This is a genomic window from Burkholderia latens (assembly GCF_001718795.1).
GTDB lineage: Bacteria > Pseudomonadota > Gammaproteobacteria > Burkholderiales > Burkholderiaceae > Burkholderia > Burkholderia latens_A.
In genome coordinates this window covers 1391614-1403480 of record NZ_CP013438.1, presented here as the reverse complement: position 1 = coordinate 1403480, position 11867 = coordinate 1391614, and the positions used below count along the sequence as shown (strand labels likewise).

Below are 11867 nucleotides of genomic sequence, written 5' to 3'. Positions count from 1 at the left end.
CTTGAATATCACACCATGAAAGCCGAAATCAAATCGCTGCATTCCTTGCAGCTGGAAGACACGCTGATTAACTACCTGCCGGATGATGTATCGAACTTCGGTACTTGGATTCGAGCCTATATCGGTCCGCAAGGCGAGGCAGGTTCGGAGGCATTCGACATCGAGGTCTGCACACCAGAGTGGCTTAAATCACAATGTGCTATCAAGGGGGCAATGTGGGGGAGGCACATGCTGATTGTCGAAGCCTACGATTACGATGCCATCAAAGCGTTCATTGAACGCTACGTCGCAACTTGCCACGGCGACGATTGGGCTACGATCGCGACCAAGTTGAGTCGAATGGGCGCATGGGAGTTTGAAGATTATCAGGACCGATAGTACTCCCGAGCAAGCGATGGCCGGTTGCTGAAACAGCAGCAGAATTTCGAACGTCTTGTCTAATATGCGACCGCTCCGAAGGTTGCCGACGATCTTGTTGCGGGCATGTCGAAGCCAATGGTGGTGGATGGGGCACGGAAGGCGCAAAGGCTACTGCGCGCCTCTAAGCTCGGTGTCGTTGTGGCAAAAGCGATGATTGCATGGAAAGATTTTGTTGCCGATTCGATGAAAATAGAATCTATTCGATTGGCTAGAGATGAAGCTGTTGAGGACTGGGGAGAGGATATTCCACCCACACTTCTCTTCGGGAAGTTAGGAAAGAGGGTGGCCGAAAGATTCGATGAATATTCCCTCGAGGATCGTACCTATATCTTCGATACTATCGAGCGTGGTATGAGGTCGGAGAGCGTTGATCTGAAGACATTCTTTGCAACGGGCCTGCTGGAGTCTCCGTATACGCAAGCTCGTGGGCATTATGCCCTTCTGGCGCGTATGGATGTGCAACTAGGGAGCACGTCAAAAGCGTACTTGAGAGATTGGGGAATGTGGCATCAATCTTAATATTTAGTACTGGAAATGCTGGGCTTGGCTCTCTGGTGAGTATTTTGTTCAGTCGGGTGAGCAGGAAAATGGCGGGATCGATAGTTATTTCTAAAGAAGTGCGCGTCCCTGTGACTACGAGTCAGTTCGATTATTTGGTCAATCGAATCGGTGATCAATTTCACTCGTCCGACATGTGGATTAAGGATGACGTTTACCATCCTATGGAAGAGGGGGAGCTTTATCTCAACGGAATCGTTGAACTCTAAGGGGCTGTCGATTTTTCTGACGGTTGTGATGCGGGCTAGAGCCGCTTCTCAGGCTGCGGAATTCTTTTCCCTATACGAGAATGTATGGAATCAATTGGTTGAGAAGTTGCGGCAGGATGCGCGGCTCGGAGTTTCGGGGAATTGATTTAAACCTCAGTCATGGTGAGGCGCCGATGCGGATTGATGATCAGTGTTGTATCGATAACGGGGATGTTTGTTGTCTATTCCCGCCAATTCAAAACATAATTAAATGAAAAAGACCAGACGGCTGGCGGTTTTGCCAATCACTACTCTGATCACGCTTGCTGCACAAGCACAACAGGCGCCGTCTCTGAGCGACCAGGCAGCAGCTGCTCGCGCGAACGCCGAGCAGAATCAGCAGGCGCAACAGCGCCGTGACGCCCAGCAGCGCGACGCCACCGTGCAAGCGCCGGGCGTGCGCTCGGACGTGCCGCGCCCGGAAGCCTATCCGGTATTGCCGACCGAAACACCGTGCTTTCGAATCGATCATTTCGCGCTCGACGTGCCCGACTCGCTACCGGCCGCATCAAAGGCGCAAGGCGCGGCAGCCTTGCCGATGGACCGCTTCGCCTTTGCGCGCGACTGGCTTGCGCACTACGCCGGCCAATGCGTAGGTAAGCAAGGCGTCGACCTGATCGTAAAGGGACTATCGCAAGCCATCCTCGCACGCGGCGACATTACGACCCGCGTGCTCGTGCCTGAGCAAGATTTGTCCACCGGCACATTGAAGCTCGCCCTGATTCCGGGCGTGATCCGCCACGTGCGTTTCGCCGACGAGAAGTTGCGCGGCACGTGGAAGACCGCATTCCCGACTCGCGACGGCGAAGTGTTGAACCTGCGCGACATCGAACAAGGGCTTGAGCAGATGAAACGCGTTTCAAGCCAGGATGTGTCGATGCGGATCGCACCGGGCGACATGCCTGGCGAAAGTGATGTCGTGCTCGACGTGAGGCGCGGTAAGCCATGGACCGTTGTTGCGTCCATCGACAATTCGGGCACGCGCGCGACCGGCAAACTGCAAGGCAACGTATCGCTTGGCATAGACAACCCGCTGGGCCTGAACGACATCTTCAACGTCGGTTTCAACCAGGACCTGGAATTCGGCGACAAGCGCGTCGGTTCGCACGGCTGGAACGCGTTCTACTCGATTCCTTGGGGCTACTGGACCGGCACCCTGTCGGCCTATACCAGCACGTACTTTCAACCGCTCGCCGCCGTGAACCAGACGTTCGTTGCCAGCGGCAACATGAAGACGGTCGACTTCAAGCTCAACCGCGTGTTGTCACGCAGCCGAAATGATGTGTTCGGTGCGCAGGTTCGCCTAACGCGCCGCTTCGGCGACAGCTACATCGAAGGTACGACGATACCGTCGTCGCACCAGAACGCGACCTTTCTCGAATTCGGGCTGAACGACCGGCACTATTTCGGCTCGTCGCAATTCGACGGTTCGCTTGCCTATCGCCAAGGGCTCGGATGGCTTGGTTCAACCGACAGCATGTTCGCGGCAGAGGGTGGACAGACTTACAGGTTCAAGATGGTCGTGCTCGATGCGAATCTGTCGACACCGTTCGTCATCGGTACACGGCCGTTCAAATATGTGACGACGTTTCATGGTCAGTACACCGGCAATACGGTTTCATACCTCGATAGCGTCACGATCGGCAGTCGTTATACCGTGCGGGGATTCGACGGTGAAACGCTACTGGCGGGATCGCGTGGATTCTACTGGCGCAACGAATTGCAGGTTCCCATCGCACAGACCGGGCTATCGGCCTATGCTGGTCTCGACTACGGTCGGGTCTGGGGGCCAGAGCCGGTTGCCTTGGTTGGCACGCAGCTCGCCGGTGCAGTGATTGGCGTCAAGGGCAGTGTCACGACTCGGTTCGGCGGATACGGCTACGATCTTTTCGCGGGCACCCCCGTGTATAAACCTTCCGGATTTGAGACCGCGCGCGTCACACTCGGATTTCAGCTTACCGCGCAGTTCTAAGGGCGCGTGTAACAGTCAATCAACGCTCGTGCGCTGCGCCGTCAGGCATATGGATCGGCCGGCCGAAATTTGTTAGCGGAGGCGATGCAACACGCAGCGCGGGTGAGTCAGTAATTGCTGTCGTGGAGATTTCAATGCTGGAGAATGCATTGGCCGGAACCGAGGCTCTCTGAGGTCTGGTGGGGACTGGGTATTCCCACTGGAGCGGCCATGATGTTGATTAACGTCTGTGTCAGATACGTCGTTCGCCTGCAGACGCCGAATTTCTACATAATGCTGCTGCCCGGTGCGCAGATGGTATTGATCGCCGCGTGGGTGCGCACGGCCTGGATTTGTGCTCCGAATGTGAAGCACCGTTTATGGATGTATCTTGTGCGAATCTGGCTTGTGATCTGGCTGCTTGCACTTGTTCAACAAGCGTTGCGGCATGGGTAAGCGCTTGCCCGGCGCCATAGCGGAATTTGCCCACGCTCGTCGATCACGCACGCGAGACCATGCCGACTCCGTCGCACCGGATGAGCGGCGGGCGTAACGCGCGCTGCGAATCGTTCCGCAAGACTGTTCGACCAACCGAGCGCCAACGTGGCGACGCGTGGAGAAGCGGCGTCGCTTCGCAAGCGCGGTAGCCGGTACACCACTTGATCCCGTTCCACGATGATTGATCGCACCGACAGCGCACCGAAGGACACGGCTTCCGTATCGCCCGACCCGGCGAGAAGCCGCTGGATGCTCGTTCGCTGGGTCATCTCGTCCGCCACGCTGAACGTTCCGCAAGCCGCGGGCCCCATCGCCTTTTCGTTGCTCGCACTGAGCATGACCGGAAAGGCGAGCGGCGGCGCGGCGATGATCCTTGCGATGACGCTCGCTCAAGTCGCAGGCGTCATTCCTCTCACACGGTTCGGTGCGCAACGGCCGGCCGCGGCGTTTCTCAGAGTCCTGGTCGGCGCCCGCTCGCTCGCGTTGCTGTCGATTGCAGTCGGCGCGTGGTGTCGCGTTCCATTTTCGGTGGCCATCGGTCTCGCAGCGTGCGCCGGGCTGGTCAACGGTGCGGCGCACGGCTACGTGCGTGTGGTGCTCAATCAACTGGGACCGTCGATCAAGCTTCCGCGAGCATTGGGTATCGCGGCCACGCTCAATGAAGTGACGTTCGGATTGGCGCCGGTTGCTGCGTCAGGCCTCGGCCTCGTGTCGCCGTCGTTCGCGATCGTGGTGATCGCGATGTTGGGGGCGATACCGGCGTTGATGATCCCCGACACGGGTCTCCATCATGCGCGAAGCGCGAACGCCGCGACGAGAGGCAACGTGCTGACGATGTCGATCGCGTTATGGCTCATCTGCTCGACAGCGGGAGCGTCGGCCGTGGCCGCGGTCGAAATCGGTGCCGTGGCGCTTGCATTGAGATTCGGCCACCAGCCGGCGTTTGCGGTGTTTTTTACCGTCCCGCTTTGTATCGCGTCAGTGGCGGGCGGGGTATGGGTCAGCATTCGGAACCGCATGTCGACGCGGAATACGGTCGTCGTGCAATTGTCGGTGATGATGACGGGTTCGTTGCTGACGGCGCTCGGCATATCGGCCTGGACTACGGTGCTGGGCGCCGTGCTGATCGGTTCCGTCGTCGCGCCGTTGGGCACGCATTATTCGCTCGCCCTGGACGCATTGGCGCCGCCGCAGCGCAGGGCGGAGGTGTTTGCGTGGCTGCGCACGGCCAATGCGACGGGCGTCATATTGACCAGCGCGGTGTTGACGACGGTTCCGTTGTCGACGGCATTGGTCGCGGTGACCAGCCTGGTGATGGCGACCGTCGCCGTGGTGGCGTGCGTTTCAATCAGCGAACGGCTTCGACACGGGCTCGGAATACAACCGGCGAACGCTACGCGTGCTTCGCGTACCGAGCCCGAGTGACACGAGGTGCGAACGCATGATGCGCGTGGGGGCGCGAACGGTGGAGGAGGCGACGCACATGCCTGCTGTTCAATGGCTTTACACGCGGCGCATCGTATGGGCCGTACCGAGGTGCTGACAATCGATCAACCGCTGCCGATCGATCAAGCGGTCTGTACGTGCGCGCCGTTTCGCAGCAGCCTGCCGAACGCATCCGGCTCGAGCGGATGGCCGAGCAGGAATCCTTGTACCTCGTCGCACATCAATATCCTGAGTTGGGCAAGCTGCGCCGCAGTTTCGACGCCCTCGGCGACCACATCCATTTTCAGCGTGTGCGCCAACGCAATGATGGCCCGAACGATCGCATTCCCTTCGGGATTGTGCTTGTCGAGCCCTTGAGTGAAAAAGCGGTCGATCTTCAGCTGCTTGGCCCGAAACCGTTGCAGATAGCTCAGGCTGGAATAACCGGTGCCGAAGTCGTCGATCGCGACCTCGAAGCCATTGGCCTGGAATTCGTGAATCATGGCCGTCGTGTGCGCGGCGTCATGCATCGCGACGCTTTCCGTAATCTCGAACATGAGTTGCGCGGGCCTCACACGCTCGGCGCCCAGGATCCCGAGAAAATTCGAAACGAGGCCCGCCTCCGCGATCTGCCGCGGCGACAGGTTGATCGCGACCTGCAGAGCCGGCAATCCGTCTGCGTGCCAGCGATTCAACTGGCGGCACGTTTCCCGGACGACCCAGTAGCCGATTTGCACGATCTGCCCGGTGCGCTCGGCGATGGGGATGAACTCCCCGGGCATCAACGTGCCGAGTTCCGGATGGTTCAACCGCAATAGCGCTTCAGCCCCGGTAATCGCGCCGCTGCGACCGTGGAATTTCGGTTGAAAATGCAGTTCGAAGTAGCCCGCGACGACAGCGTCGTGCAACGCACGCTGAATCTGCAGCGTGCGGTTTACCGCCACGTTCATGTCGCCCCGGAAGAAGCGGTAGGTGCTGCGTCCGGCGCGCTTTGCTTCGTACATCGCAACGTCCGCATGCTTGAGCAGCACTTCGACGGTATCGCCGTCACGCGGGTAGAGCGCAATGCCGATGCTCGGCGTGACCTGCAGCGGCTGTGCGTCGTTCCACAGGCCCTCGCGCATTCGATTCAATACGTGTTCTGCCGTACGCTCGACGTCGTCGATCGACGAGACGTTTTCCAGCAGCACCACGAATTCGTCGCCGCCCAGGCGCGCGACGGTGTCGGTGGCGCGCACGCATTGCTGCAATCGGCGCGCGAACGCCTTCAGTACCTCATCGCCCGCTGTGTGTCCAAGCGAGTCGTTGATCGTCTTGAAGCCATCGAGATCCATGAACAGCACGGCAAACTTCGTTTCGGACTGCCGCTCCGTATGGATCGCGGCCTCGATTCGCTCCATCAGCGTGCGGCGATTCGGGAGGTCGGTCAGTTCGTCGAACTGCGCCATGCGAACGATCTCGCCGTTAAGCCGCGATATCACGCTCGCGAGCAACGACGTTCGCGCGCCGGAGCGGCTGAGTACGAGCGTCACGATCAGGATCGTCAGCGTGGATAGCGTCACGGCCGTGGCGAGCAACGGCGTCGCGATCTGTTGCGCTGCGCCGCAGACCGAACCCGGCAGGAACGTGGCCGCGGCATTCGCCGTGTAGTGCATGCCGGTTATCGCGATGCCCATCACGCAAGCGCCGGCGATGCGTTTGGCGTTCAACTGGCGTTGATTCGCGGCGTTGAGAAACTGCGTAATCCATAGCGCGGCACCGGACGCGACGATCGCAATTCCGATCGATGCGGCTACCAGCAGCGGATCGTAAATGATCGCCGGCTGCATCTTCATCGCGGCGTCTCCGGTGTAGTGCATGCCGGCAATGCCCAGTCCCATCAGGACAGCGCTGGTGACGACGTGCACCGGGGATAGAGACGCGCGGGAGATGACGTACAGCGCAAACCAGGACACTCCGATCGCGATGGCGAGCGACGCGCTTGTAATCGCGAAGTCGTAGCCCAGCGGAATGGGCAGCGAAAACGACAGCACGCCGATGAAGTGCATCGACCAGATGCCGATACCCATCGCCATGCCGCCGCCGGCAATCCACGCCTGGCGCACCCGGCCCTGGCTCAGCAACGCAATTCGGCCGGAGAGATCAAGCGCCGTGTAGGCCGCGAGTGTCGCGACGGCCAGAGACAATGCAGCAAGCCATGGGTTATAGGTGCCGTGCACGATGAATCTCCCCGTTTTCCGCTACCGATGACATGCGCGCTACCCGAGCCTGGATTTTGATTTGCCACGCATTATACGGGCCGTTGATTCGTGTTATCCGACCGGAATTTGCTTTCTTTCAGTTGCGTGACGATGCGGCCTCCGAACGGCTTTTCGCGCAGTGGGCCGTTGCGTCGTTCGAACCGACCGCGCGCCGTTCGACGAAGCTCGTCGTGCCCTCGCGATCCGGCTACTGCGACTCACGCGGATCGCGATGCGTCGCCCAATCGTCTGACATAATTGCATTCGACACGCCCATGTCGCGCCGTGGTCGACGCTACACCCGCTTGCCGTGCCGCCGCGCGTTTGTATCACGTCATCGAGGTCACTGAGGAGACACATGAAAAACAGGTCGGCGGCTCCGTACACCATCGTCGCGATCGGCATCGTCGTCGCGTGCGCACTGATGGGCCTCTGCGTGCTACAGCTGTTGCAGAGCCGCCATGACGCGCTGGAGCGGGCGAGCGAAACGTCGCGCAATCTCGGCCTGATCGCCGAGCGCGACATCGAACGCAATTTCGAACTCTACGATTTGTCGTTGCAGGCGGTGATCGAAGGCCTCAAACGTCAGGACGTAATGAATGCGCCACCGAGCCTGCGGCGCGCGGTACTGTTCGACAACGCGATGACCGCGCAATTTCTCGGCTCGGTGCTGGTGCTCGATGCCGGCGGCAACATCGTGCTCGACTCCGGCAACGACGTGCCGCGTCACGGCAATTTCGCCGATCGCAAGTACTTCACGGTCCACCGCGACGATCCGAACGTCGGGCTCTACATCAGCGATCCGTTCGCGTCGCGCCTGCGCGGCGGCACGCCGAGCATCGGGCTTACGCGGCGGATCTCGAACCCGGACGGTTCGTTCGCCGGCGTCGTGCTCATTGCGGTGAATCTCGAGTACTTTCACCAGCTGTTCGCCGGACTGTCGCTCGGGCAGCACGGTTCGATCTCGCTGATCGGCAACGACGGCTTGATGGTGATGCGTCAGCCGTACGACGTACACACGATCGGCCGCGACATCAGCCACGCGGCGACCTTCAAGCGATTCCAGGCCGCGAAGGAGGGCGTGTTTTCGGAAACCTCGTCGCTCGACGGCGTGCGTCGTCTTTACTATTTCCGGCATTTGCCGAAGCTGCCGCTGATCATCATGGTCGCGGAAGCGGAGCAGGACATCTATGCGGCATGGCGGCATCGGGCCATGACGATCGGTGCGCTGGTGGCGACGTTCGGCGCCGCGTTCATCGCGGTGTCGGTGATGCTCGGCACGCAGCTGCGGCGGCGGATGCGCGCCGAGTCCGAACTCGTATTGCTCGCGCGCACCGACGGTCTCACGGGCCTGAACAATCGCCGCAGTTTCGCTGAAGTGCTGGACCGCGAATGGCGGCGTGCACGGCGCGCGCGATCCGTGTTCTCGCTGCTGTTCGTCGACGTCGACCGCTTCAAGGCTTACAACGACACATACGGCCACCAGGCCGGCGACGACGCGCTCGCGGCGGTCGCGCGTTGCATCGGCGACAACATCCGCCGGCCGCTCGACACCGCGGCGCGCTACGGCGGGGAGGAGTTCGTCGTACTGTTGCCCGATACCTCGCAGACCGGCGCCGCGCAGATCGCCGAGCGTATTCGCGCGGCGATCGATCAGCTGGCGCTCGAGCATGCGGGCAGCGAATACGGGCACGTCACGGCCAGCATCGGCCTCGCGAGCTGGGTGCCGAAGGACGACGAAGAGGCCGGCACCGTGATCAAGGCCGCAGACGAGGCGCTGTACTACGCGAAGGCGACCGGCCGGAACAAGGTTGCCGCTTTTCAGCCTCCGGCGTGACGCGTGACGCGTGACGCTTGACGCGAAATGCGCCCGCGCCGCTCCATGTGCCGCGAGCTATCGGCCGTTGCGGCAGCGGACGTGCGGGATCGTCACGCACGATCGCGGCGCGGCAACTTCGTGACGTACGTCGAATAATTTGTCGGGTTGTATCGGTCGCGATCCGATGGACCGTGCCGTCGGACACGCGTGGGCCGGCTGCGCGCGATAGCGACGACGGGCCGGCCGCCGCGTGAACGGGAGTTCAGCGGGACCAGGCAACGCGTTCGCCGCACATGGCGGTCTTCGCGCTACAGTGTGCGTCAATCGCCTTCGACCGAAGGCGGACGCGAGGGTCGAACCATGCAACTGCAAACCGGCAACCTGTTCAATGTCGAACGCACGCGCGGCCGCGACGAACGGATCGACGTGCTCGTCACGGGCGCCCGTCTGAACGTCGAGCGGATCGTATCGATGGGGCACACGAGCCCCGACGGCTTCTGGTATGACGATCCGCGCGCCGAATGGGTCGCGCTGCTGTCGGGCGCGGCGGTGCTCGAGTTCGAGGCGGATGCGACATTGCACGACATGCGCCCGGGCGACTACGTGCTGATCGAACCGCATTGCCGGCATCGCGTCGCGTGGACGCATCCTGACGAACCGTCGGTCTGGCTCGCGATCTACCACGATGCCGAACCGCGAGCTTGACCGCGTTATCCGCGTCCGACGAACGGCATCGTGGTCGCCATGATCGTCATGGTCAGGATGTTCGTATCCAGCGGAAGGCTCGCCATCTGAACGACCGCGTTCGCGACGTGCGCGACGTCCATCCGCGCCTCGGGCGCCATGCGCCCGTCGGCCTGCAATACGCCTTCCGTCATCCGGTCGGTGAGCGACGTCGCCGCGTTGCCGATATCAATCTGGCTGCAAGCGATGTTGTACGCGCGGCCGTCGAGCGCGAGCGACTTGGTGATGCCGGCCACCGCATGCTTGGTTGCCGTGTATGCGATCGTGTTCGGGCGCGGCGTATACGCGGAGATCGAACCGTTGTTGATGATCCGGCCGCCCTGTGGCGTTTGCGCCTTCATCAGACGCCACCCGGCGCGCGCACACAGAAAGACGCCCGTCAGGTTGGTCGCGACTACGTCGTTCCACACGTCGAGCTCGTATTCGTCAAGCGGCACGGCCGGCGCGTTGCGGCCGGCGTTGTTGAAGAGCACGTCGAGCCGTCCGAACTGCCGTGCGATCTGCGTGAACGCATGGTCGACGGACGCTTCGTCGGTGACGTCGGCCCGCAACACGTGCGCCTCCCCGCCGGCGGCCGCGATCGTGTCCTTCGTTTCTTGCAGCGATGCTTCGTGGCGCCCGATCAGCGCGACGGTGAAACCGGCGTGCGCGAGTGCGACTGCCGCGGCGCGGCCGATGCCGGATCCGGCGCCCGTGACCGCGGCGAACTTCTTCGTGACTGACATGGCTTGATTTCCTGCGGATAGAAGTGAGGAAAGCGGCGACGATCGCCGGCGCTACGCGACGTGCGCGTGGCGAAACGCCATGCTACCGCGCACGCCCGCACTCGCGACGAAAGCGCCTACTTCCGGCGCGCAGGCGCGGTCTTTCGGCCGCGTGTGCCGGCATCCGAAAACAGCGCGACCACGACATCGCGCAGCCACCGGTTCCCTTCGTCCTGGTTCACACGCGCATGCCACAGCATGTGGATCGGCGCGCCCGGCAGCGTGACCGGCAACGCCCGCCAGCCGAGCGAGAACGGCGCGGCGAGCTGCAGCGCGAGATGCTCGGGCACGGTCGCGATCAGGTCGGTGCGCTGCAGGATGTAGCCGACGCTCATGAAATGCGGCACCGTCAGCCGCACGCGACGTTTTACGCGGCGCCGCTTCAGCCATTCGTCCACCTGCCCGTGGCCGGTGCCGGCCGACACGACGACCAGATGCTCGGCGTCCCGCCATGCGTCGACGGTCAGCGGCGCGTCCTCGAGCGGATGGCCGCGCCGGAACAGACACACGTACCGCTGATCGAACAGCCGGCGCTGATAGAACCCGCCCTGCAGTTGCGGCAGCAGGCCGATCGCGAGATCGACGCGGCCGTCGGCCATCTCGTCGGCGAGATTGACGCTCGTGTTGCGCACCGTATTGAGCGCGATGCCCGGCGCCGTACGCGACAGATGTTCGAGCAACGCCGGCAGGAATACGACCTCGCCGATATCGGTCATCCCGATCGTCATCGTGCGCGACGCACGCAGCGGATCGAAGCCGGTCTCGGGATTAAGCGCCGCATGCAGCGTCGACAGCGCGTGCGCGACAGGCTCGGCCAGGCGCAGCGCGAACGGCGTCGGAACCACGCCGCCGGGGCCGCGCACGAACAGCGGATCGCCAAGCAGGCGGCGCAGCTTCGCGAGCGCGTTGCTGACGCCCGGCTGGCTCATGTTCATCTGCTCGGCGACGGTCGAAACGCGCCGCTCCTGCATCAGCCGCTGGAACAGCAACAGCAGGTTCAAGTCGATCTCGCTGAGTTCCATGATTTCCCGGCGTCTCCCGTCATTCTTTTCAGTGATGAAGCAGATTCCCTGCATTTTATTGTGGGATGACGGGGCGCTGCTGACAATACCGTCATGGCGCCTGCCTTCGACCGGCGCGCTGGCAGGGCCCGCGCTGCGGTGCGTCGGACCATCACCATCTGAATATCGGAGACACGTT

The 11867-nt window shown here is 61.9% G+C and carries 10 protein-coding genes and 1 pseudogene; 8 read left to right on the top strand and 3 right to left on the bottom strand.

The genetic code is table 11. The features are described 5' to 3' along the window. Nucleotides 1-15 precede the first annotated feature (15 nt). From WK25_RS25550 to WK25_RS25525, 6 genes and pseudogenes are all read left to right on the top strand, one after another. Nucleotides 16-378, top strand: a complete 363-nt coding sequence (locus WK25_RS25550; RefSeq protein WP_040140142.1) for an immunity 8 family protein — start codon at nucleotides 16-18, stop codon at nucleotides 376-378. Nucleotides 379-483: 105 nt separating this feature from the next. Continuing rightward, a complete protein-coding gene (locus tag WK25_RS25545) occupies nucleotides 484-939 on the top strand; it encodes a hypothetical protein (protein ID WP_156789099.1) in 456 nt (151 codons plus the stop codon). 68 nt (nucleotides 940-1007) lie between these two features. Further along, nucleotides 1008-1332 (top strand): annotated as a pseudogene (locus WK25_RS32300) (hypothetical protein). Between the two features lie 105 nt (nucleotides 1333-1437). Then, nucleotides 1438-3198, top strand: a complete 1761-nt coding sequence (locus tag WK25_RS25535) for a ShlB/FhaC/HecB family hemolysin secretion/activation protein (RefSeq protein ID WP_069243092.1) — start codon at nucleotides 1438-1440, stop codon at nucleotides 3196-3198. A 210-nt stretch (nucleotides 3199-3408) separates the two neighbouring features. Further along, on the top strand, nucleotides 3409-3633 hold the full coding sequence (locus WK25_RS25530) for a hypothetical protein (RefSeq protein WP_059547261.1): 225 nt from the start codon (nucleotides 3409-3411) through the stop codon (nucleotides 3631-3633). 219 nt (nucleotides 3634-3852) lie between these two features. Further along, a complete protein-coding gene (locus WK25_RS25525; protein ID WP_174554699.1) occupies nucleotides 3853-5100 on the top strand; it encodes an MFS transporter in 1248 nt (415 codons plus the stop codon). A gap of 143 nt (nucleotides 5101-5243) precedes the next feature. On the opposite strand, the gene WK25_RS25520 is transcribed toward WK25_RS25525, so the two are convergent. After that, a complete protein-coding gene (locus tag WK25_RS25520; RefSeq protein ID WP_069243091.1) occupies nucleotides 5244-7319 on the bottom strand; it encodes a putative bifunctional diguanylate cyclase/phosphodiesterase in 2076 nt (691 codons plus the stop codon). Nucleotides 7320-7698: 379 nt separating this feature from the next. Between WK25_RS25520 and WK25_RS25515 the strand changes: the two genes are divergently transcribed. Beyond that, nucleotides 7699-9177: a sensor domain-containing diguanylate cyclase gene (locus WK25_RS25515; RefSeq protein ID WP_069243090.1), complete on the top strand. Its 1479-nt coding sequence runs from the start codon at nucleotides 7699-7701 to the stop codon at nucleotides 9175-9177. 342 nt (nucleotides 9178-9519) lie between these two features. After that, complete coding sequence (locus tag WK25_RS25510; RefSeq protein ID WP_040140128.1) at nucleotides 9520-9864, top strand: cupin domain-containing protein; 345 nt, start codon at nucleotides 9520-9522, stop codon at nucleotides 9862-9864. A 5-nt stretch (nucleotides 9865-9869) separates the two neighbouring features. Here WK25_RS25510 and WK25_RS25505 read toward each other — a convergent pair whose 3' ends face one another. Together WK25_RS25505 and WK25_RS25500 are read right to left on the bottom strand one after the other, a co-directional pair. Next, nucleotides 9870-10628 carry an SDR family oxidoreductase gene (locus WK25_RS25505; protein ID WP_040140126.1) on the bottom strand — a complete coding sequence of 253 codons (759 nt, stop codon included), beginning with the start codon at nucleotides 10626-10628 and terminating at the stop codon, nucleotides 9870-9872. A 116-nt stretch (nucleotides 10629-10744) separates the two neighbouring features. Next, nucleotides 10745-11689 carry a LysR family transcriptional regulator gene (locus tag WK25_RS25500; RefSeq protein ID WP_059547252.1) on the bottom strand — a complete coding sequence of 315 codons (945 nt, stop codon included), beginning with the start codon at nucleotides 11687-11689 and terminating at the stop codon, nucleotides 10745-10747. Between the last annotated feature and the right edge of the window lie 178 nt (nucleotides 11690-11867).

Excerpts from the sequence above, each read along its gene's own strand:
- WK25_RS25535 (WP_069243092.1), top strand. The coding sequence starts at position 1,438 with ATGAAAAAGACCAGACGGCTGGCGGTTTTGCCAATCACTACTCTGATC.
- WK25_RS25505 (WP_040140126.1), bottom strand. The coding sequence starts at position 10,628 with ATGTCAGTCACGAAGAAGTTCGCCGCGGTCACGGGCGCCGGATCCGGC.
- WK25_RS25545 (WP_156789099.1), top strand. The coding sequence starts at position 484 with ATGTCGAAGCCAATGGTGGTGGATGGGGCACGGAAGGCGCAAAGGCTA.
- WK25_RS25525 (WP_174554699.1), top strand. The coding sequence starts at position 3,853 with ATGATTGATCGCACCGACAGCGCACCGAAGGACACGGCTTCCGTATCG.
- WK25_RS25510 (WP_040140128.1), top strand. The coding sequence starts at position 9,520 with ATGCAACTGCAAACCGGCAACCTGTTCAATGTCGAACGCACGCGCGGC.
- WK25_RS25530 (WP_059547261.1), top strand. The coding sequence starts at position 3,409 with ATGATGTTGATTAACGTCTGTGTCAGATACGTCGTTCGCCTGCAGACG.
- WK25_RS25515 (WP_069243090.1), top strand. The coding sequence starts at position 7,699 with ATGAAAAACAGGTCGGCGGCTCCGTACACCATCGTCGCGATCGGCATC.
- WK25_RS25500 (WP_059547252.1), bottom strand. The coding sequence starts at position 11,689 with ATGGAACTCAGCGAGATCGACTTGAACCTGCTGTTGCTGTTCCAGCGG.
- WK25_RS25550 (WP_040140142.1), top strand. The coding sequence starts at position 16 with ATGAAAGCCGAAATCAAATCGCTGCATTCCTTGCAGCTGGAAGACACG.